Origin of the sequence: Streptomyces sp. NPDC004327 (assembly GCF_042873935.1) — a bacterium.
In the GTDB taxonomy this organism is placed as follows: Bacteria; Actinomycetota; Actinomycetes; order Streptomycetales; family Streptomycetaceae; genus Streptomyces.
Map to the genome: position 1 here is coordinate 189,981 of NZ_JBIAME010000002.1, position 19,923 is coordinate 209,903.

Genomic DNA, 19,923 nt, shown 5'->3' on the forward strand with positions numbered 1-19,923 from the left:
TCTCCTCCTCACACACGCGGCCCGGACACCCGGGCCACCTCCCATTCTCCCGCGCCTGGCAAGAGGGCCGGGAGCCCGGTACGGCCGCTCCGGCGTCCGGCCCACCCGGGCGCCGTGGCCGGGCGGCGGTACCTACGGCGTCCAGCTCACCCGGTGCTCCGCCAGGTGGGACAGGACCGCGTGGTTCGCCTCCCAGCCGTCCGGGAACTTCATCGTGACGCCCAGCTGGACCGGCTCCGTCGACGGGTGTTCGTCGAGGAGCTCGGTGACGCCGGCGCGGCAGACGACGATGCAGGCGTGGCGGTGGCGGGAGGCCAGGACGCAGAGGCGGCCGGTCTCCAGGTGGAAGGCGGTGGCGTCGGGGCGCCCGGAGAGGGGGTGGAGGACGACGGTGACGTCGTACTCGCGGCCCTGGAGGCGGTTGGCCGTGTCGACCGTGACGCCGGTGACGCCCAGCTCGGTGAGCGCGGCGCGGATCGCGGCCGCCTGGTCCCGGTGGGCGGTGCCGACGGCGACGCGGTCCGGGGTGAGGGGGACGGGCGCGGCGGACCGCTCGTCGGTGGCCGCGCCGCCGCGGTCGAGGAGGCGGCGGACGAGCAGGGCGACCGCGTGGACGGCCTCCGGGTCGGTGCGCGGGGTGTGGCGGGCGGGGAGTTCGAGCAGGGCCCAGCCGGACTCGGCGGCCTCGTCCAGGACCCGGTCCGGGGCCGAGCCGTCGGACGCCACGCCGAAGGAGAGCTTCCGGTCGCCGTGGTCCGTACCGCTGCGGAACGGCGTGTACGGATAGAAGGCGGCGGAGACCAGCGGCGCCGCCGAGGCCGGGAGCCGCCAGGAGACCGGGAGGCGGTGCTGCGGCAGCTCCGGGTTGTGCGCCAGGAGCGTGGAGACCGCGGACGCCGACGGGTCGTACGACAGGCCCGCCCACTGCTCCGCGCCCACCACCGAGAACGGGTCCAGCTGTCCCGGGTCGCCCACGAACAGCGCCCGCTCGAAGAGGCCCGCCACGGCGAGCAGCGCGTCCGAGCGCATCTGGTACGCCTCGTCGACGATCGCGTGCGCCCACGGCTCGGTGTTCTTCACGTGCGCCCACTTCGCGGCGGTCGAGATCACCACCGGCAGCCCGGCGAGCTCCGCCGGCTTCGACGACTTCCGTACGTGTTCGAGGCCGTCGAGCGCCTTGTCGTACGGGTCGGAGTCGTTCGAGTGCAGCCGGCCCACGCCGAGCCCCGGCTCCTTCTCGGCGAGCCGCAGCACCAGGTCGTCCACCTGCGCGTTGGTCTGCGCGACCACCATCAACGGGCGCCCCGCGGCGGCCAGTTCGAGCGCGGCGCGGACGACGAGCGTCGACTTGCCGGCGCCGGGCGGCGAGTCCACGACGACACCGCGGGCGGTGCCGTGCAGGGTGTCGGCCAGGATCCCGGCCGTGGCCCGGGCGGCCTCGGCGGAGGGGTCGAAGGTCACAGGATGTCCTCGGGGGTGATGCCGTCGGGGAGTTCGGCTTCGTCGGTACGGGGCGGGCCGCCGTGCGTCCACGGCGTGTCCTCCGGGTCGGGCAGCGCGGCGCCCGGCCGCTGGTCGTGTTCGAACAGCGTCCAGGCGATCCGTTCGCCCTTCTCCGGCACCGAGCCCTCCGCCGGTTCCTTCGAGCGGCCCATCTTGTCCAGGAGCCGCAGCACCAGCGAGCCGTCCTCCTCCGCGTGCGCGAACTCGGCCGTCTGCGGCCTGCCGTCGAGCACGCGGTACACCTTCACGCCCTCGGCCAGGTGCGGCCGGTCGTCCGTGCGGACCGTCAGCAGGGGCCGCGGGCGGTTCTTCTCCGTGCGCGCCATCGTCACCTCGGTGATCTCCGCGACGAACGCCTCGCCCGCGAGCCGCCGCCCCGCCATCACCAGCGGGTCGTCGAGCGCCTCCTGCGCCTCCAGCTGACCCTGCGCCTGCTCGCGCGCCGCGAGCTTCCGCGCCGCCGTCACCGCGTCGTCGCGGCGCGGCTGCGGCGGCTCGCCGGCCACGATGCGGTCCCGCTGCCCGGTGAAGGACCAGCGGTCCCGGGTCCAGCGGTCGGCGACCCGCGCGCCCTCCGGCAGCTCCCGCACCAGGTCGAGCGCCCGCCACACCGCGTCCCAGGTCGGCTTCAGCTGCGCGGCGACGAGCCGGCGGATCTCCCGCTCGGCCCCGGTCAGCGCGGCCAGCCCCTCCTCGGCGGCCGGCCCGTCCTCGGCCGCGCCGAGCGCCTGACGGGCGCGGTCGAACGCCTCGATCGCGGGCGCGAGCAGCTTGTTGTCGAAGGCCGGGTCGGTCGCCGGCCCGGCCGGCGGGCACAGCAGCTGCCCGCGCGCGTCCCGCGCGAGCTCGGCGCGCAGCGCCGCCTGTGCCCCGGACTCTCCCTCGGGCGGCGCGATCCACGCGAGCAGTGCGCCCAGGTGCTGGTCCTCCAGGGACGACTGGCCGGTCGCCCAGTGCCTGCCCAGCAGGTCCGTCGCGGCCACGAGCAGCGAGGCGCCCGGCACCCGGGCCCGCTCGCCGAAGTGCGTCAGCCAGCGCCCGAGCAGCGGCACCCGGGGCGGCGCCGGATACGGCGTGTCCGGGTCCTGCTCGGCCGTGCGGCGAAAGCGCGTCGACCGGCCCAGGAGTCGTACGTACTCGATGCCGGCCCGGCTCGGCACCACCAACTGCGGTGCGTCCAGGCACAGTTCGACCACCTCGTCCTTGCGCTCCACCGTCTCGACGGCCGCGGCGAAGGAGTCGACGTACGGCAGGATCTCGTCGGCCAGTTCGGCGAGGAACGCGAAGCGCAGGTCCCGGTCGCGCGGCTGCGGCACGACGAGCAGCCGCGGCTCCTCCGGGTCGGTGCCGACGAGCGCGCCGAGCGGCGCGCCCGCCTCGCCCGCTGTCGTCAACGGCACGAAGACCAGGGGCCGTTCGGACAGATGCCGGTGGCGGACCGTGGTGAGCGGCTGGGCCCGCCCGGCCTCGACGGCCTCCATCCGGGCGAGGGTGGAGATCAGCGACATGGGGACACTCCGGTGGACTGAGTGGCCGGTGTGGCATGAGTGGCCTGCGGGGCCACCGTGACGCCCGTGACTCCAGCGGCCTCCGAAACCCCCGCCGCCCCCGCCGCCCCCAGCTCCCCCAGCGCCTCGCTCCGCAGCGCCCGCGCCCGGCGCAGTGCCTCGACCGCCGGGTCGTCCGGGTCGCCCGCCTCGCCCCGCGCCGCCGCCAGGACCGCGTCGATCGTCGTCAGGCCGCCCAGCTCGCCCCGTACCGAACGGCCGAGGGCCGTCACCGCGTCCGCCGCCCTCGCGCGCTCACGGCAGTGGAAGGCGAGTTCGCACGCCGAGAGGCACTCCGGCGCGTACGCGTGCGGCACGCACTCGACCGCCGACGCCAGCTGCTCCGCCGAGCACTCGGCCACGTCGAAGGTCACGCCCTGCGGCAGCGAGTCCGCGATCTCCTCGATCCGGGTCAGCCGGGCGAGCTGGCGGCGGGTGACGGCGACCTGCTTGCGCACGTCCACGGCCGAACCCGTCGGCAGGTTGGAGAAGTCCTTCGGGCAGACGAGCAGCACCCGGTGGGCCACCTCGGCGCCCTCGGTGTGCGCCGCGATCCGGTCCAGGGCCAGCACGTACACCGCGGCCTGGCGGGCCGCCGCGCCGACCTTCGACGCGTCGGCCGCGCCGTCGACCATCGGGAAGGACTTGATCTCGACGACCGTCCAGCGTCCGTCGGGGTGCACCACGACCGCGTCCGGCTCCAGATAGACGGGCGAGCCCGCCACCTCGAGGGCCAGCATCGGATGGTCGAGCAGCGCCCAGCGGCCCGCCGCCGTCGCCTCGCGCAGCGCGAGCGCCGTGCGGGCCGCCCGGCCCTCGGGCCCGGCCGCCGCCAGCTCCGGCACGTCGGCCTTCCCGGGCTCCTCGATGCCGAGCAGGGCGAGCAGCTCCCGGCCGCCGTCGGCCTTCACCTTCGCCTCGAACGCGTTGCCCCGGGCGATCGCGTACTGCGACTGGCCGAACGACGACGGCGCGCCCAGCTTCGCGGCGAGCGCCGTCTTGTCGACTCCGGCGCCGTCGAGGATCGCCCGCCGCCGGCAGCCGGGGTTCGCGGCCAGCGCGGCCAGGGCGCGCGCGTCGAGCGGACGCGGCACCGTGGCCGGTCCGCGCAGCTCAGCGAGTCGGTGCCGCAGAGCTGTCGGCGGTGTCGTCTGCGGCGGTGTCGTCCGCGGCGGTCGGTGCGGATCGCTGTCCAGGGATGCGCTCACCCGCGGAAGTCTCCCATCCGCCACTGACAGGCGGGGAGTTTCGCGACGATTCGCCCCCGAAGATCCGGTCCGCGATCCGGCGCACGCGCGGGGTGAGCAGCAGGCCCGCGCCCATCACCGCCGCCCCCGCGACCGCGTCCAGGAAGTAGTGGTTCGCGGTGCCCATCACGACCAGCAGGGTCAGCAGCGGATACGCCACGCCGAGTGCCCTGAGCAGCGGCGACCGCCCGTACCGCCAGAGCATCACCCCGCACCACAGCGCCCAGCCCACGTGCAGGCTCGGCATCGCCGCGTACTGGTTGGTGAACCCGCCGAGCCCGCGCGGCGCGCTCGCCTCGCCGCCCCACCAGCCGTACGCGCTGAAGTGCGCCATCGTGTCGGTGAAGCCGTGCCCGGCGGCCAGCAGCCGCGGCGGGCAGGTGGGCAGCAGGGCGAAGCCGACGAGGCCGAGGAGGGTGGAGGTCATCAGCCAGGTGCGGGCGGCCAGGTAGCGGGCCGGCCGGCGGCGGAACAGCCAGACCAGGACGGCCGGCGTGACCAGGTAGTGCAGGGAGGCGTAGGCGAAGTCGGCGGGGATGCCGAGCGCGGCGGTCGCCGTGAACAGCCGGTTCAGCGGGTGCTCGAAGTCGATCGCGAGCCGTTCCTCGAACCGGAGGATCGCCAGTCCGTGGTCCACCGCGGCGCCCGCGTCGCCGCGGGCGAGCAGCCGCCCCGCGGAGTACGCCGCGTACACCACGGCGATCAGTATCAGCTCCACCCACCAGCGTGGCCTGCGCATGCCGTCCCCCCACTCGCGTCCGATCACGTCCGATCGTGTGAGGACGCGGAACGGGCGCGAGAGGTTGCCCGTCGGTCACCGCGAAAAGGGGTGGGCGATGATGGTCGGGCATCCGCACCCGAGGATTCCCGAGGGTCCCGAAGATCTGGAGAGCCTGAATGGCACCGCGCATCCTGCTCGCCCGGCACGGCCAGACCGAGTGGTCACTGCTCGGCCGGCACACCGGCAGGACCGACATCCCGCTGCTCGACGAGGGCCGGCGCGGCGCGAAGCTGCTCGGCGAGCGGCTCGCGCGCGGGCCGTGGCAGGGGCTCGACGGGGTCGAGGTGCGCACCAGCCCGCTGGTGCGGGCCCGGGAGACCTGCGAGCTGGCCGGATTCGGCGAGCGGGCGACGGACTGGGACGCGCTGATGGAGTGGGACTACGGCGCCTACGAGGGGCTGACGCCGCCCGAGATCCAGAAGCTCCAGCCCGGCTGGTTCATCTGGCGCGACGGCGTGCGCGACGGCGAGACGATGGCCGAGCTGTCGGCCCGCGCCGACGAGGTCGTGGAGTGGGCCCGCTCGGCCGACCGGGACGTGCTGATCTTCGCGCACGGCCACATCCTGCGCTCGATCGGCGCCCGCTGGCTCGGCGAGGACGTGTCCTACGCCGCCCGCATCCGCCTCGACCCGACCAGCCTGTCGGTGCTCGGCTGGGCGTACGGCGCCCCGGCGATCGAGCGCTGGAACGACACCGGCCACCTGGAATAGGCGAGCCGGTACGTCGTGGCCGGTGGCTCGTAGCCGGTGCCTCGTGGACGGCCCTCGTAGCCGGTGCCTCGTACGCGACCCGGCGGGCGGCTGCCGGCGCGGCCCGGCGTGCGGCTGCCGGCGCGGCTCAGTGCGCGGCGATGACCCGGCGCGTCTCCGACAGCATCCGGCGGATCCGCGCCGACTCGACGCCGTCCAGCGACGCCTCCACCCGCCGTACCTCCGCCGCCGCCTCGTCGGGCCGGCCGGCGTGCGCGAGGTCCGTCGCCAGCTGGGCCCGGTAGAGGGCCAGGTTGCGGGCGAAGTGCGGGTCCTGGAGGAGGGTGGCGCGCTGGGCGTGCCGGGCCGCGCGGGTCCAGTCGCCGAGCAGCGACCAGCACTGGGCCTCCAGGGCCTCGATCTCGGGCTCGCCGAAGAAGGACATCCACTCGGGATCCCGGTCGGTGGCGCCGCGCCCGAAGTGCGTGTGGGCGCGGCCGAGGGCCTGCGCGCAGGAGGACCGGTCGCCGAGCCCGGCCCACGCCCCGGCCTCGCGCAGACTGAGCAGGGCGAGCAGCCGGTTCGAGCCGAGCGACCGGGCGGCCCGGAGCCCGGCCTGGGCGGCCCGTACGGCCTCCCGGTAGCGGCCCGAGTCGCGGGCCAGGAACGAGGTGTTGCAGAACGCGTGCGCCTCCAGGGCCGCGTCCCCGGCCACCCGCGCCGTGGCGAGCGCCTCGGCGTAGTGGGAGCGGGCGTCGTCGAGCCGGCCCGAGTCGTGGGCGAGCCAGCCGACGGAGATGGCGAGTTCGCCGGCCCCGTTGTGCAGCCGGTCGGCGGTCCGGCTGCGGGTGGCGACGCCCGCGTCGAGCAGCGCGTAGGCGGTGCGGAGCGGCTGGGTGGCCCGCTGGTAGAGGCCGTCGGCGCCGTGCCGGTCGTCCAGCAGCCGGATGTGCCGTACGGCGTCCTCGACGGCGCGGACCTCGGCCTCGCCGATGCGGTGGGCGCCGCGGGGCGCCGGGATGGCGACCGGCGGGACGGCGGCGGGCCTGGGGGCGGTGCGGGGGGCGGCCTGGGGGGCGGCGATCGCCGCGGCCGGGCCGCAGAGCCCCAGCGAGGCGGTCGCCACGGTGGCGGTGCCGCCGGTCATGAATGCGCGACGCAGCACGTCGCTCTCCTCATCGTTCCGGGTGGTGAGGGCGAGGGGTGATGGCGGTACCCCGGCCGCCACGGCGGCCGGCCGCCGGCCGCGAACGGCCTCCCGCGCCGAGAACCCCAGGTCCGCAAGGCTCAGCCCGGGGAACATGTGCAGGAACACCCGTTCGTACGCGTAGTTCGGGCAGCGGATCTCGCCCGCCTCCACGCGCCCGATGTAGCGGGCGTCGCATGCGACCTGCTCGCCGATCTCCCGCGCCGCCCGGCGGACGAGCGCGGCGAACTCCGCCGGTGAACGCTGCCCGCGCAGTCTGCGGAAGGCGAGATTGGGAACTGCCCGTGACAACGCCATGGCCGAGCCCTCTCCTGGTGCTGCCGGTGTTCCGGCGGAGCAAGAACGTACCTGCTGTGACCGGTCGCGTACGCAGAGTTTGGCAACAAATCGGATATCTCGCCTGCGATCTGCCATGAACTGCCATCCTTTGCGGCGGCGCGGCGCCGTAGCCGTTGACGCGCACGGGCGTTGAACCAGGGTGTGGAGACGCGGCGCAGCCGGACCGCGCCTCCCGCTTCGGAGTGAGGAGGCTTCCGTGGTGGACATGGTGGGAACCGGAGCCATCGGGCCGGTCGTCGACTGGCCCGTCGCCGGCGCGGCCGCGTCGCAGTCGACCGAGCGGCACGCGCCCACGCCGGACGCCAGCGCGTCCTTCGCGACCCGTGCCGAGCCCGGGGCCGAGCAGCCCTGCGACCTGGTGACCGTGCCGGCCCGGCAGGGCCTGGAGGCCGTGGACATCCTGCGCCGGGCCGACCGGGGCGGCGCGGCCCGGGCGGTCGGACCGGTGCTGCACGACGGCGCCTGCGACACGCTCGGCTTCCTGGTGCCGCCCGGCACGGCCGCCGCCTGGGACATGCCGGGCAGCGCCTGTACGAGGACCGACGGGCGCGGCCTGCGCCTGCCGGATCCGCCCGAGCTGCCCGGCCCGGACGGCGTCACCCCGCGCCCCGCCGACTGGCTGCTGCCGCCCGGCACCGGCGGCGCGGTCACCGACCCGGTGATGCTCCGCGAGGCCCTGGGCCAGGCCGCCCGGCTGATCGAGGCGGCGGACGGCTGCCGGTAGACCCGTACCGCCGGGCCCGTACGCCGGGCCCCACGCGGGCTAGTACCGCCGGGTCCGTACGCCGGGGCCGCGCCACCAGGCCCGTACCGCTGGCGCCGTTCGCCGGGCCCGCGCCACGAGACAGGCTCGTACCGCCAGGCCCGTACCGCCGGGCCTCCACCGCAGGGCCCGAACGGCCGGTGCGGCCGGTTTCGCGGACTTTGCCGATAATGGGCCCGTGGCAAGGAACAAGCAGCGGGAGCGGGCGGCCGGGGCCGCGGCGGTCGTGGAGACCGTCGACGGCGGGCTCGCCGAACTCATACCCGACCGGGAGCGGCCGCGCGGCTGGACGCTGCTCATCGACGGCGCCCCGCAGTCGCACGTCGACCTCGACGACCCCGGGCACCTCACCTTCGAGTACCAGCGGCGCCTCGGCCACATCGCCGACCTCGTCGCCCCGCCGAACAAGCCCGTCCAGGTCGTGCACCTCGGCGGCGGCGCCTTCACCCTCGCCCGGTACGTCGCCGCCACCCGCCCCCGGTCGACGCAGCAGATCGTCGAGCTGGACGGGCCGCTCGTGCAGCTGGTGCGCCGGGAGCTGCCGCTCGACGCCGGCGCCCGGATCCGGGTGCGCTCCACGGACGCCCGCGCCGGGCTCGGCAAGGTGCCGGACGGCTGGGCGGACCTGATCATCGCGGACGTCTTCAGCGGGGCCCGCACCCCCGCGCACCTGACGAGCACGGAGTTCCTGGCGGAGGTACGGCGGGTGCTGCGGCCCGGCGGTTTCTACGCGGCCAACCTCGCCGACGGCCCGCCGCTCGCCCATCTGCGCGGCCAGATCGCGACCGCCGCCACCGTCTTCCCCGAGCTGGCGCTCACCGCCGACCCGACCGTGCTGCGCGGCCGCCGCTTCGGCAACGCCGTGCTGCTCGCCTCGGACCGCGAGCTGCCGGTGGCCGAGTTGACCCGGCGGGTGGCGACCGACCCGCACCCGGGGCGGGTCGAGCACGGGCGGGCGCTCGCCGACTTCACGGGCGGCGCGACGCCGGTCACCGACGCCAGCGCGAAGCCCTCACCCGTACCGCCCGCGTCCGTCTTCAGATAGCGCGTTCGTCGATCTCCACGCGCGGCGCGGTGTCGTGCCACAGGCAGAAGACGGAGATCTCCCGGCTGTCCTTGGTGAAGGTCACCCGGATCCAGGTGGGCTGCTTCCACACCTGCATCTGCCAGCCCGCCTCCGGCGTCGCGTTCACCAGCTCGGCCGACGACGGCCCGAGGTCGAAGACGGCCCGGCCGCCGTCCGTCCCGTAGCTCTTCACGCTGCCGCCCGTGCTCGCCGGGGGCTTCGGCGTGGGCGTGCGGCGCGCCGGGGGAGTGGTCGCCGCCTTCGTCGGACGGGCGGTGCCCGGGGTGGCCGTCGGCGTCGCGGTGGGCGGCGGCGGGCCCACCGGGGCGGTGGCCGAGGCGGCGGTGCCCACCTCGGCGGGGCCGGACGTGCCGGACGGGATCGGCAGCGCGCGCGGCGGGTCGTACACCGTGCCGGCCATCACGGTGTGCACGCCCCACCAGGACAGCGTGACCGCCGCGCCCGTGGCGAGCGACCACGCGAGCGCGTGAACCAGTCCTCTTCGCATCCGGCTCATGGTGCCATCCCCCGGATGGCGTACGGTGCCGCCCATGGCAAGTGTGCTCGTGGTCGAGGACGACCAGTTCGTGCGCTCCGCCCTCATCCGGCATCTGACCGAGGCGTCCCACACCGTGAGGAGCGTCGGCACGGCCCTGGAGGCGCTGCGCGAGGTCGCCCATCTCCGTTTCGACGTGGTCATCCTCGACCTCGGACTGCCCGACCTGGACGGGGCCGAGGCGCTGAAGATGCTGCGGGGGATCACCGACGTGCCGGTGATCATCGCCACCGCGCGCGACGACGAGACGGAGATCGTCCGGCTGCTCAACGACGGCGCCGACGACTACCTCACCAAGCCGTTCTCGGTGGAGCACCTGTCCGCGCGGATGGCGGCCGTCCTGCGCCGCGCCCGCTCCGGGGCCGGGGAGGCGCCGCCGTCGCGCGAACTCCGGGTCGGCGGGCTCGCCATCGACCCGCTGCGCCGCCAGGCGGCGCTCGACGGGGCCGCGCTCGACCTGACCCGCCGCGAGTTCGACCTGCTCGCCTTCCTCGCCGGACGGCCCGGCGTGGTCGTCTCCCGCAAGGAACTGCTCGCCGAGGTGTGGCAGCAGTCGTACGGGGACGACCAGACCATCGACGTCCACCTGTCGTGGCTGCGGCGGAAGCTGGGCGAGACCGCCGCGCGGCCGCGCTATCTGCACACCCTGCGCGGGGTGGGCGTGAAGCTGGAACCGCCCGCCGGACCCCAGGGGCACCTGCCGTGAGATGGGCCCTCGTCAAGGTGTCCCTCGCGGTCACCGTGATGGTCGTGGTCGCCTTCGCCGTGCCGCTCGGGCTCGTCGTCAAGGAGATGGCCCGCGACCGGGCGTTCTCCAACGCCGAGCGGCGCGCCGCCGGGCTCGCCCCCGTCCTCGCCATCACCACCGACCACGAACAGCTCGAACGGGCCGTCGCCACGACCGACGACGGCGCCGAGGGCCGGCTCGCCGTCCACCTGCCCGCCACGCCCGGCGAACCCGGCGGCAAGGGCGCGGCGATCGGCACCCGGCGGGCCGGCGACGCCGACCTCGCCACCACCCGCGCGCTCGGCCGCGCCACCATCGCCGAGGTGCCCGGCGGCTCCGTGCTGCTCCAGCCCACGGCCGTCAGCTCCGGACAGGTCGCCGTCGTCGAACTGTTCGTGCCCGAGGGCGAGGTCAGCAACGGCGTCGCCACCGCCTGGCTGGTCCTCGCCCTGGTCGGCGTCGCCCTGATCGTCGGCTCCGTCGCGGTCGCCGACCGGCTCGGCGTGCGCATGGTCCAGCCCGCCCAGCGGCTCGCCCGCGCCGCCCACGAGCTCGGCGAGGGCCGGCTCGGCGCCCGGGTCCGCGAGGAGGGGCCGCCCGAGCTGAAGTCCGCCGCCGTCGCCTTCAACTCGATGGCCGACCAGGTCGTCCAGCTCCTCGCCAACGAGCGCGAACTCGCCGCCGACCTCTCCCACCGGCTGCGCACCCCGCTCACCGTGCTCCGCCTCAACGCCGCCTCGCTCGGCTCCGGTCCGGCCGCCGAGCAGACCCGGGCCGCCGTCGAGCAGCTGGAACGCGAGGTCGACACCATCATCCGCACGGCCCGCGAGGCCAAGCCGCAGACCGGCGCGACGCCGATCGTCGCGGCCGGCTGCGACGCGTCCGAAGTGGTGCGCGAGCGGATGGACTTCTGGTCCGCGCTCGCCGAGGACGAGGGCCGCAAGGTACGGGTCGCGGGCGTCGAACGCCCGGTCCGCATCCCGGTCGCCCGCCCCGAACTCGTCGCCGCGCTCGACGCGTTGCTCGGCAACGTCTTCCGGCACACGGCGGAAGGCACCGCGTTCTCCGTCGACCTCCACAACGGCGACGACGCCGTCATCATCCTCGTCTCCGACGCCGGCCCCGGCATCCCCGACCCGGCCGCCGCGCTCGCCCGCGGCGCGGGCAGCGGACGCGACGGCTCCACCGGCCTCGGCCTCGACATCGTGCGCCGCATGGCCGAGTCGACGGGCGGCGACGTCCGCATCGGCCACTCGGTGCTCGGTGGCACGGAGATCCGCGTCTGGATCGGGCTCGACGGCCGCGGAGCCGGTACGGGCGAGGGCGGGCGCGGCCGTCGCGGGCGCCGCCGCAAGGCGTGACCCGGCGGGGCGGCCCGGGCGCCACCGCGAGGCGTGACCCGTCGGGCGGGCCGGCCGGGCGCCGCGGCAAGGCGTGACCCGGCCGGCGGTCCGGCCCGGGTCCGGGGCCCAACCTTTCGTCCGCCCGATGCCTCCCTTAAGCGGACCCTAAGAATCCCCGCCACCGCCCCCTCTCGGGCATTTGTCCGTTTCCGGCTCGCTAGCGTGCTGCCGCACCCCACCCCCCCCGTAGGCAGAGGCAGGCACGCGATGGGCAGCAGCAGTACGCACCGGCGCAGGGCGAGCGGCCGGACGAAGGCCGTCGGCGCGGTCGTCGCCGCCGCGGTCATCGGCGGCGCGGCGTTCGCGCTCACCGGCACCGCGCAGGCCGCGTCCGTCGGCGCCGCGTACACCAGGACCAGCTCCTGGGCCGGCGGCTACACCGGCCAGTACGTCGTCACCAACGAGACCACCACCCCGCAGACCGACTGGACGCTCGAGTTCGACCTGCCCGCCGGCACCGCCATCGGCTCGCTGTGGAACGGCGAGCACACCGTCTCCGGCACCCACGTCACCGTGCGGCCCGCGAGCTGGAACCGGCAGCTCGCGCCCGGCCAGTCCGTCACCGTCGGCTTCGTCACCTCCGCGTCCGGCACGGCCGGCGACCCGGCCAACTGCCTCATCAACAAGGCGACGTGCTCGGCCGGCGGGCCGACGCCGACGCCGAGCGGGCGCCCCACGACCCCGCCCACGCAGCCCACCCAGGCACCCACGAAGACGGCGACGCCCACGCCCACCACGCCCACGCCCACCAGGACGGCGACCCCCACGCCGACCGCCACGGCCACCACGCCCCCGGCCCCCGGCACCGGCACCGCCCGCTTCGCCCCGTACGTCGACACCTCCCTCTACCCGGCCTACGACCTCCTCGCCACCGCCGGCCAGAGCGGCGTCAAGGAGTTCAACCTCGCCTTCGTCACCTCCGGCGGCGGCTGCGTCCCGCTCTGGGGCGGCGTCACCGACCTCGGCTCCGACAAGGTCGCCGCGCAGATCGGCGCCCTGCGCGCCAAGGGCGGCGACGTCCGCGTCTCCTTCGGCGGCGCGGCCGGGCGCGAACTCGCGCTCAACTGCTCCTCGGCCGGCACGCTCGCCGCCGCCTACGGCAAGGTCATCGACCAGTACGCGCTCACCAAGGTCGACTTCGACATCGAGGGCGCGGCCCTCCCCGACACCGCCGCCAACACCCGCCGCGCCCAGGCGATCGCCCAGCTCCAGAAGTCCCACCCCGGCCTGAACGTCTCCTTCACCCTGCCGGTGATGCCCGAGGGCCTGACCCAGCCGGGCGTGGACCTGCTCGCCGACGCGAAGCGGGGCGGCGTCCGCGTCGACGCCGTCAACATCATGGCCATGGACTACGGCCCGGCCTACAGCGGCGACATGGGCACCTATGCCATCCAGGCCGCGACCGCCACCCAGGCCCAGATCAAGGGCGTCCTCGGCCTGTCGGACGCGGCCGCGTGGAAGGCCGTCGCCGTCACCCCGATGATCGGCGTCAACGACGTCGGCTCCGAGGTCTTCCGGGTGGACGACGCCACGCAGCTGGCCGACTTCGCCGCGTCGAAGGGCCTGGGATGGCTGTCGATGTGGTCGGCGACCCGCGACAAGCAGTGCGCGTCGGGCGCGGTGAGCTACGCGGACCCGACCTGCTCGTCGATCCTCCAGCAGCCGCTGGCGTTCACGAAGGCGTTCGCCGCGTACAAGTAGCCACCAGGCCCCCCACACCGCGCGCCCCGGACGTTCCACCCCACCACGTCCGGGGCGCGCTCCCCTCTTTTCGCGGCTCGGTTCGCCTCCGGGGCGCTTGAGCCGGGCCCCCTCTTTTTGCGGCTCGGTTCGCCTCCGGGGCGCTTGAGCCGGGCTCACAGGTCCGTCCGTGCTCGCCCCCTCGTTCCTCGGGGGCTGCGCGCGCACGGACCTGTTCCCCCGTCGCGCCCCTTCGGCTCACTCGCCTGTCGGGGGCACCCGGGACGTGTCCGTCACCGCCGCCCTGAACCCCTCCCAGTCCTCCGCCCACGGCATGTGCCCCGCCCCCTTCAGCGTCACCCGCCGGACCCTCGGCAGCGCCCGCTCCAGCGAGTCCACCGCCGAGCGCGGGCGCAGGTCCAGCTCGCCGTCGACGATGACCGTGTCCACGTCGAGCCGCGTGCACCGGGCGTGCAGCGCCTCCGGGTCCTCGGCCCGCATCGCCGCGCTCAGCAGCCCGTTGGACTCCGTGTTGACGCCGAAGAACGGGGTGGCCATCCGGGCCGCCTCCTGGAGCGCCCGGTCCGGGTCCGCGAAGTCGGCCGACCACTGCAGGACGCACCGCTCGCGGTCGCCGGGTGCCAGCTCCTCCCAGCGGTCGCGGTGCGGGCCGAGGGCGTGCAGGAAGCGGTCGACGAAGGGCGGGCGCCAGGCGTCCTCGGGGCCGATGCCGACCCCGGAGACGTACAGGAGCCGGTCGACCCGCTCAGGGTGGTCGAGGGCGTACCGCAGGGCGAGGTAGGCGCCCCAGGAGTGGCCGAGGAGGACCATCCGGTCGAGGCCGAAGCCCCGGCGCACGGCCTCCAGGTCGGCGACGGCCCGCTCGACCGTGTACGGGCCGGCGCCGCCCTCCGAGCGTCCGCAGCCGCGCTGGTCCCAGCGGTGCACCGCGTACACGTCCGAGAGCCCCGCCGCGACCTGGCCGAACATGTCCCAGAGCCCCGGCCCGCCGTGGCACAGCACGAGGGCCGGCCCCGAGCCCGTCCGCCCGGCCCAGAGCCGTATTCCGTCGTCCGTCCTGATCACGATTCCCCCTGTGCGTCGGCGAGCGGCCCGTCGACGATAGCCCGCTCACTCCTTCAGGGCGCCGCTCATGATCCCGCCCACGATCTGCCGGCCCAGCACCGCGAACACGAGGAGCAGCGGCACCGTCCCGAGCAGCGCCCCCGCCACCACCACCGACTGGTCGGGGATGTAGCCGCGGCCGAGCCCGGTCAGCGCCACCTGCACCGTCGGGCTGCCCGTCTGCGTCAGCACGAGGACCGGCCAGAAGAAGTCGTTCCACGCCGCCACGAACGTCAGCGTCCCGAGCACCGCCATCGCCGGCCGCGCCGCCGGGAACACCACGTGCCACACCACCCGCAGCACCCCGGCCCCGTCCACCCGCGCCGCCTCCACCAGCTCGGCCGGCAGCGCCCGCAGCAGGTGCTGGCGCATGAAGAACACCCCGAACGCCGACACCAGACCGGGCAGCACCACCGCCTGGAGCTCGTCCGTCCACCGCAGCCGCGCCACCAGCAGATACAGCGGTACGACCCCGAGCTGCGGCGGGATCAGCATCGTGCCCACGACGAGCGCGAGCAGCGCGCCCCGGAAGGGGAACGTCAGCCTCGCGAAGGCGAAGCCGGCGAGCGTGGAGATCAGCACCGTGCCCGCCGCGACCAGGGCCGCCACGACCGTCGTGTTGGCGAGCGCGGTGCCGAGCCCGGCGTCGGTCCAGGCGAGCGCCAGGTTGCGCGGCAGGTTCCGGCCGAAGCGCAGCGGCGGCGGGGTGTGCGCGAGCCGGGTCGTCGTCCGCGAGGCCGCCACCGCCGCCCACAGGAGCGGGAAGAGCGAACCGGCCGCGAAGAGGCCGAGGAGCACGTACGCGGCCACGGCGGCGCGCTTCGCGGGCATCAGGCCGCCCTGCCGAATCCGTGCCGCACGAGCCGGGCCGCGCCGAGCGTCGCGGCCAGGAGCAGCAGCATCACCCACGCCATCGCCGAGGCCCGCCCCAGATGCAGGTTCACCCAGCCCTGCTCGTACAGATAGAGCCCGAGCGTCTGGAACTGGTGGTCCGCCCCGCCCGACGCCCCCGCGTCCGCCCCGAACAGCAGCGGCTCGCCGAACAGCTGCGTCGCGCCGATCGTCGACACGACGACCGTGAACAGGATCGCCGGCCGCAGCCCCGGCAGCGTCACATGCCTGAACTGCCGCCACCGCGAAGCCCCGTCGAGCGCCGCCGCCTCGTACAGCTCGCGCGGCACGGTCTGCATCGCGGCCAGGTAGATCAGCGCGTTGTAGCCGGTCCAGCGCCACACGACGATCGCCGACACCGCCGCCTTCGACGCCCACGGCCCGTTCTGCCAGTCGACCGGCGCCAGGCCGACGCCGGTCAGGACCCAGTTGACGAGACCGTGGTCCCGGCCGAAGAGCAGCGCGAAGACGAGCGTGGCCGCGGCCACGGAGGTGGCGTACGGCGCGAGCGCCACCACCCGGAAGAACGCCCGCCCCCGCAGCCGTGCGTCGAGCAGCCGCGCCACCGCGAGCGCGAGCAGCAGCTGGGGCACCGTCGACAGGATCCCGATGGCGACGGTGTTGCCGAGCGCGTTCCAGAAGTACGGATCCGCGGCGAGCCGCGTGTAGTTGCGCAGGCCGACCCACTCGGGCCGGTCGAGCGCGGTCAGCTCGACGCGGTGCAGCGACGCCCAGCCGGTGTAGAGGAGCGGGAAGAGCCCGAAGGCGCAGAAGAGGACGAAGAAGGGCGCGAGGAGCCCGTACGCCTGGCGGGCGCGCACCCCGCTCACCGGTCCAGGGCGTTGTCGATGGACCGCAGCGCGTCCGCCCAGGCCCGGTCCGGGTCGCGGCCCGTCTGGTCGACCAGGAGCATGCCGCCGTCGGTCAGGAGCTGGGCGACCAGGCCCTCCTTCGGGCCGATCGGCGCCGACGGCACCCCGCGGGCCGCCGCGCCGAAGATCGCGCCCACCGGAGTGTCGCCGAAGTACGGATGGCGGGCGCCCGCCACCGCCGGCAGGGCGTGGGCGGCGGACGCGCTCGGGAAGCTGCCGCGGCGGGCGAAGACCCGGGCCTGCTGGGCCGGCGCGGTCAGCCAGGCGGCGAGCCGGGCCGCCTCCGCCCGGTGCGGGCCGGCCTTCGGGACGACGAGGAAGGAGCCGCCCCGGTTGCCCGGCCGCGGTGCCGCCGCCACGTCCCAGCGGCCCTTCCCGGCCGGCCCCGCCTTGTCCTGGATGTAGCCGAGCATCCACGCCGGGCACACCACCGTCGCGAAGGCCCCGTTCGCGAAACCCTGGTCCCAGCCGGGCGTGAACTGCTGCAGCCGGGCCGTCAGCCCCTGCCGGGCGAACGCGGCGGCGAGGTCCCACGCCTCCCGTACGGCGGGGTCGGAACCGACGACGAGGGCGCCCCGCTCGTCGTAGAACCGCCGCCGCCCACTGCTGACGACCGCCGAGAGCACCCCGGACGCCGAGTCGGTGAACGCCGTCCCCTTCGGCGCCCGCGCCGCGAAGCGCCGACCCGCCGCCAGGAACCGCCGCCAGTCCCCGGCCCACAGCCGCCCCACCGCCTCCCGCCCGGCCGGCAGCCCGGCCCGCGCGAACAGGTCCTTCCGGTAGCAGACCGCCTGCGGCCCGATGTCCGTCCCGAGCGCCGGCGTCCGCCCGTCCCGCCCCGTGCCCTGCGCCCACTTCCACGGCAGGAACGCCCGCCGCTCGACCCCGGGCTGCGCTCCCAGATCCACCAGGCGTCCGCCCTGCGTGGCGATCACCTCGGCGATGTTCCCGACCTCCACGGCCTGCACGTCGGCGAGCCCGGAGCCGGTGACGAGATGGGTGAGCAGCTGCGGGTAGTAGTTCTCGTTGCGCTCGATGGACGTCTGGCGCACCGCGACGCCCGGGTGCAGCCGCATGTACGCGTCGTAGAGCCCGGCCTCCTGGAACCCGAACGCCCCGAAGACACCGACGGTGAGGGTGACGGGCCGCCCGGCGGGACCGACGTGGCCCCCCGCGTACGGATCGGGCGGCCCGGACGGCGGGTCGGCGGCACAGGCGCTGAGCGCGGCCAGCAGGAGGAGGGCGAGTACGGCGGTGACGCGGCGCACAGTCCCGGAGCGTAAACGACCGAGGCCCCGGTTCTTCCGAACCGGGGCCTCGACACACAGGGTGAGTAACGGGACTCGAACCCGCGACATCCTGGACCACAACCAGGTGCTCTACCAGCTGAGCTATACCCACCACGACCGGTCATCTGCCCGAGGGCTTCCCTGACCGGCCGAGAAGAAGTCTACAGGGTCTTGGGGGGTGCTCGCGCACACGTTTCCCGGCCGCCTTTCCGGCCGGGCCACGGCGGGCGCGGGCACCCCTCGGGAAGGCGCTACTCGCCGCTGATCACGTGGCGGGCCGCGATCTGCCTCGCGGTCTCGGAGTCGGGGCCGGGCTGCGGGACGAAGACCGCCTCGCGGTAGTAGCGCAGCTCGGCGATCGACTCGCGGATGTCCGCGAGGGCCCGGTGGTTGCCGTTCTTCTCCGGACTGTTGAAGTACGCCCTCGGGTACCAGCGGCGGGCCAGCTCCTTGACCGAGGAGACATCGACGATCCGGTAGTGGAGGTGTCCCTCGAGGGCCGGCATGTCGCGGGCGAGGAAGCCGCGGTCGGTCGAGACCGAGTTCCCGCACAGCGGGGCCTTGCGGGGCTCCTTCACGTGCTCGCGGACGTACGCGAGCACCTGGGCCTCCGCGTCGGCGAGGGTGGTGCCCCCGGCGAGCGCGTCGAGCAGGCCGGACTTCGTGTGCATCTCGCGCACGATCTCCGGCATGTTCTCCAGGGCCGCGTCCGGTGGGCGGATCACGATGTCCACGCCTTCGCCGAGCACGTTCAGTTCCGAGTCGGTGACCAGCGCGGCCACCTCGATGAGTGCGTCGTCCGTCAGCGAGAGCCCGGTCATCTCGCAGTCGATCCACACCATGCGATCGTTCATGCGTCCTACCTTAGGGCGTGCCTCATGGCCGAAGGGCCCCTCGGGGAGGTGTCCCCGAGGAGCCCTTCGGTTTACAGGTGCGCGGCTTGTGGCACGCGCGGTACGGGTGCCCCCGTCAGGGGGCGCTCCGCTGGCCCGGCAGGGACGGGCGGCCGGAGCTGAAGGCGTCCGAGCCGGGCTTGCCCGGGTCCAGCGGGCCGCCCGGACGGCGGATCATTCCCGGGCCGCCGGCCTGGGCCTGCGCCGGGACGACCGCGTCGAGCACCGCCGTACCGCCGTCGCCCTGCGGCCGCCGGGCCCGGTACGCGGCCCGGTAGGCGGCCGGCGAGGAGCCCAGCTGCCGCCGGAAGTGCCCGCGCAGGGCCACCGGCGAGCGGAAGCCGCACCGGCCCGCGACCTCGTCGACCGAGTAGTCGGAGGTCTCCAGCAGCCGCTGTGCCTGGAGCACCCGCTGGGTGATCAGCCACTGCAGCGGCGCGGAGCCGGTCAGCGAACGGAAGCGGCGGTCGAAGGTCCGCCGTGACATGTACGCACGGGCCGCGAGCGTCTCCACGTCGAACTGCTCGTGGAGGTGCTCCAGGGCCCAGGCGACGACCTCGGCGAGCGGGTCGGCGCCGATCTCCTCGGGTAAAGACCTGTCGAGATAGCGCTCCTGACCGCCGCTGCGCCGCGGCGGGACGACCAGCCGGCGCGCCAGGGCGCCCGCGGCCTCCGTGCCGTGGTCGGTCCGCACGATGTGCAGACACAGGTCGATTCCGGCCGCCGTGCCGGCGGACGTCAGCACGTCGCCGTCGTCGACGAAGAGCTCCCGCGGGTCCACGTGGACCGACGGATAGCGCTTCGCGAGCGTCGGCGCGTACATCCAGTGCGTCGTCGCCGGCCGGCCGTCGAGCAGCCCGGCAGCGGCGAGCACGAACGCGCCCGTGCACAGGCCGACGATCCGCGCCCCCTCCTCGTGCGCCCGGCGGAGCGCTTCGAGCGCCTCCGGGGGCGGCGGCGAGGTGATCGAGCGCCAGGCGGGCACCACGACGGTGCCGGCCCGGCTGATCGCCTCCAGGCCGTACGGCGCGGAGAGTTCGAGCCCACCCGTGGTCCGCAGGGGGCCTTCCTCGCCTGCGCATACGAGCAGTCGGTAGCGTGGCACCCCCGCGTCCTGGCGGTCGATGCCGAAAACGGAGAGCGGGATCGAGCTCTCGAAGATGGGGCCACCGCTGAACAGCAGTACCGCGACGACTTCGCGACGGCGGCGCCCGGACAGCTTCCGTGCCGTCTCCGGTGCGACGGAGTCCTGGCTCATGACGCTAAGCCCCCCTCGGTGTTGGCGTCTCCCTGGTCATGTGGATGTGCCACGTTTCCCCTCGGTTTTGCGCGAGACCCCAGTCTT

At 75.1% G+C, this 19,923-nt stretch carries 18 protein-coding genes and 1 tRNA gene; 6 read left to right on the forward strand and 13 right to left on the reverse strand.

Annotated elements, in window-relative coordinates; genetic code table 11:
• Positions 1–132: 132 nt before the first annotated feature.
• Genes ACFYU9_RS06940 through ACFYU9_RS06955 form a run of 4 tightly spaced genes read right to left on the reverse strand, consistent with a single transcriptional unit; the run spans position 133 to position 5,036 of the window.
• On the reverse strand, positions 133–1,461 hold the full coding sequence (locus tag ACFYU9_RS06940) for an AAA domain-containing protein (protein WP_389206526.1): 1,329 nt from the start codon (positions 1,459–1,461) through the stop codon (positions 133–135).
• Positions 1,458–3,011 carry a hypothetical protein gene (locus ACFYU9_RS06945; RefSeq protein ID WP_389206523.1) on the reverse strand — a complete coding sequence of 518 codons (1,554 nt, stop codon included), beginning with the start codon at positions 3,009–3,011 and terminating at the stop codon, positions 1,458–1,460. The genes ACFYU9_RS06940 and ACFYU9_RS06945 overlap by 4 nt, the downstream gene beginning before the upstream one ends.
• The gene (locus tag ACFYU9_RS06950) at positions 3,002–4,258 is read right to left on the reverse strand and encodes a hypothetical protein (RefSeq protein ID WP_389343319.1); all 1,257 of its coding nucleotides are present in this window, start codon (positions 4,256–4,258) and stop codon (positions 3,002–3,004) included. The genes ACFYU9_RS06945 and ACFYU9_RS06950 overlap by 10 nt, the downstream gene beginning before the upstream one ends.
• Positions 4,164–5,036, reverse strand: coding sequence for a phosphatase PAP2 family protein (locus tag ACFYU9_RS06955; protein WP_389343322.1), 873 nt, complete (start codon positions 5,034–5,036; stop codon positions 4,164–4,166). The genes ACFYU9_RS06950 and ACFYU9_RS06955 overlap by 95 nt, the downstream gene beginning before the upstream one ends.
• Before the next feature lie 158 nt (positions 5,037–5,194).
• On the opposite strand from ACFYU9_RS06955, the gene ACFYU9_RS06960 reads away from it, so the two are divergent.
• Positions 5,195–5,788 (forward strand): histidine phosphatase family protein, encoded by a 594-nt coding sequence (locus tag ACFYU9_RS06960; protein WP_389206519.1) that lies wholly within the window; start codon positions 5,195–5,197, stop codon positions 5,786–5,788.
• 127 nt (positions 5,789–5,915) lie between these two features.
• On the opposite strand, the gene ACFYU9_RS06965 is transcribed toward ACFYU9_RS06960, so the two are convergent.
• Complete coding sequence (locus ACFYU9_RS06965) at positions 5,916–7,271, reverse strand: tetratricopeptide repeat protein (RefSeq protein WP_389206518.1); 1,356 nt, start codon at positions 7,269–7,271, stop codon at positions 5,916–5,918.
• A 247-nt stretch (positions 7,272–7,518) separates the two neighbouring features.
• Between ACFYU9_RS06965 and ACFYU9_RS06970 the strand changes: the two genes are divergently transcribed.
• Together ACFYU9_RS06970 and ACFYU9_RS06975 are read left to right on the forward strand one after the other, a co-directional pair.
• Positions 7,519–8,037: a hypothetical protein gene (locus tag ACFYU9_RS06970; RefSeq protein WP_389344126.1), complete on the forward strand. Its 519-nt coding sequence runs from the start codon at positions 7,519–7,521 to the stop codon at positions 8,035–8,037.
• 217 nt (positions 8,038–8,254) lie between these two features.
• A complete protein-coding gene (locus ACFYU9_RS06975; RefSeq protein ID WP_389206516.1) occupies positions 8,255–9,121 on the forward strand; it encodes a spermidine synthase in 867 nt (288 codons plus the stop codon).
• Here ACFYU9_RS06975 and ACFYU9_RS06980 read toward each other — a convergent pair.
• On the reverse strand, positions 9,114–9,659 hold the full coding sequence (locus ACFYU9_RS06980; RefSeq protein WP_389343325.1) for a hypothetical protein: 546 nt from the start codon (positions 9,657–9,659) through the stop codon (positions 9,114–9,116). The genes ACFYU9_RS06975 and ACFYU9_RS06980 overlap by 8 nt on opposite strands.
• Before the next feature lie 34 nt (positions 9,660–9,693).
• Here ACFYU9_RS06980 and ACFYU9_RS06985 point away from each other — a divergent pair, with 34 nt between their 5' ends.
• The 3 genes from ACFYU9_RS06985 (at position 9,694) to ACFYU9_RS06995 (ending at position 13,529) form a co-directional block, all read left to right on the forward strand.
• A complete protein-coding gene (locus ACFYU9_RS06985) occupies positions 9,694–10,404 on the forward strand; it encodes a response regulator transcription factor (protein WP_389206512.1) in 711 nt (236 codons plus the stop codon).
• Entirely contained in the window at positions 10,401–11,786 is a 1,386-nt protein-coding gene (locus ACFYU9_RS06990; protein WP_389343328.1) for a sensor histidine kinase, read from the forward strand. The genes ACFYU9_RS06985 and ACFYU9_RS06990 overlap by 4 nt, the downstream gene beginning before the upstream one ends.
• Positions 11,787–12,035: 249 nt before the next feature.
• Positions 12,036–13,529 (forward strand): cellulose binding domain-containing protein, encoded by a 1,494-nt coding sequence (locus ACFYU9_RS06995; RefSeq protein ID WP_389343331.1) that lies wholly within the window; start codon positions 12,036–12,038, stop codon positions 13,527–13,529.
• Between the two features lie 237 nt (positions 13,530–13,766).
• Here the strand turns inward: ACFYU9_RS06995 and ACFYU9_RS07000 are convergent, their stop codons facing one another.
• The 7 genes from ACFYU9_RS07000 to ACFYU9_RS07030 all read right to left on the reverse strand — a co-directional run bounded on the left by ACFYU9_RS07000 (position 13,767) and on the right by ACFYU9_RS07030 (position 19,836).
• Positions 13,767–14,594 carry an alpha/beta fold hydrolase gene (locus ACFYU9_RS07000; protein ID WP_389343334.1) on the reverse strand — a complete coding sequence of 276 codons (828 nt, stop codon included), beginning with the start codon at positions 14,592–14,594 and terminating at the stop codon, positions 13,767–13,769.
• A gap of 45 nt (positions 14,595–14,639) precedes the next feature.
• On the reverse strand, positions 14,640–15,464 hold the full coding sequence (locus ACFYU9_RS07005) for a carbohydrate ABC transporter permease (protein WP_389343338.1): 825 nt from the start codon (positions 15,462–15,464) through the stop codon (positions 14,640–14,642).
• Entirely contained in the window at positions 15,464–16,354 is an 891-nt protein-coding gene (locus tag ACFYU9_RS07010; protein ID WP_389343341.1) for a carbohydrate ABC transporter permease, read from the reverse strand. Before ACFYU9_RS07010 ends, ACFYU9_RS07005 begins: the two co-directional genes overlap by 1 nt.
• Complete coding sequence (locus ACFYU9_RS07015; RefSeq protein WP_389206501.1) at positions 16,351–17,664, reverse strand: ABC transporter substrate-binding protein; 1,314 nt, start codon at positions 17,662–17,664, stop codon at positions 16,351–16,353. The genes ACFYU9_RS07010 and ACFYU9_RS07015 overlap by 4 nt, the downstream gene beginning before the upstream one ends.
• A gap of 60 nt (positions 17,665–17,724) precedes the next feature.
• Positions 17,725–17,797: transfer RNA gene (locus tag ACFYU9_RS07020), tRNA-His, on the reverse strand.
• A 139-nt stretch (positions 17,798–17,936) separates the two neighbouring features.
• Entirely contained in the window at positions 17,937–18,539 is a 603-nt protein-coding gene (gene orn, locus ACFYU9_RS07025) for an oligoribonuclease (protein WP_389206499.1), read from the reverse strand.
• A gap of 115 nt (positions 18,540–18,654) precedes the next feature.
• On the reverse strand, positions 18,655–19,836 hold the full coding sequence (locus ACFYU9_RS07030; protein WP_389206497.1) for a helix-turn-helix domain-containing protein: 1,182 nt from the start codon (positions 19,834–19,836) through the stop codon (positions 18,655–18,657).
• Between the last annotated feature and the right edge of the window lie 87 nt (positions 19,837–19,923).

What these genes read in the sequence shown, in the direction of transcription:
- ACFYU9_RS06960 (WP_389206519.1), top strand. Translation starts at nt 5,195, where the DNA reads ATGGCACCGCGCATCCTGCTCGCCCGGCACGGCCAGACCGAGTGGTCA.
- ACFYU9_RS06970 (WP_389344126.1), top strand. Translation starts at nt 7,519, where the DNA reads ATGGTGGGAACCGGAGCCATCGGGCCGGTCGTCGACTGGCCCGTCGCC.
- ACFYU9_RS06955 (WP_389343322.1), bottom strand. Translation starts at nt 5,036, where the DNA reads ATGCGCAGGCCACGCTGGTGGGTGGAGCTGATACTGATCGCCGTGGTG.
- ACFYU9_RS06980 (WP_389343325.1), bottom strand. Translation starts at nt 9,659, where the DNA reads ATGAGCCGGATGCGAAGAGGACTGGTTCACGCGCTCGCGTGGTCGCTC.
- ACFYU9_RS07030 (WP_389206497.1), bottom strand. Translation starts at nt 19,836, where the DNA reads ATGAGCCAGGACTCCGTCGCACCGGAGACGGCACGGAAGCTGTCCGGG.
- ACFYU9_RS06965 (WP_389206518.1), bottom strand. Translation starts at nt 7,271, where the DNA reads ATGGCGTTGTCACGGGCAGTTCCCAATCTCGCCTTCCGCAGACTGCGC.
- ACFYU9_RS07005 (WP_389343338.1), bottom strand. Translation starts at nt 15,464, where the DNA reads ATGCCCGCGAAGCGCGCCGCCGTGGCCGCGTACGTGCTCCTCGGCCTC.
- orn (WP_389206499.1), bottom strand. Translation starts at nt 18,539, where the DNA reads ATGAACGATCGCATGGTGTGGATCGACTGCGAGATGACCGGGCTCTCG.
- ACFYU9_RS06995 (WP_389343331.1), top strand. Translation starts at nt 12,036, where the DNA reads ATGGGCAGCAGCAGTACGCACCGGCGCAGGGCGAGCGGCCGGACGAAG.
- ACFYU9_RS06945 (WP_389206523.1), bottom strand. Translation starts at nt 3,011, where the DNA reads ATGTCGCTGATCTCCACCCTCGCCCGGATGGAGGCCGTCGAGGCCGGG.
- ACFYU9_RS06985 (WP_389206512.1), top strand. Translation starts at nt 9,694, where the DNA reads ATGGCAAGTGTGCTCGTGGTCGAGGACGACCAGTTCGTGCGCTCCGCC.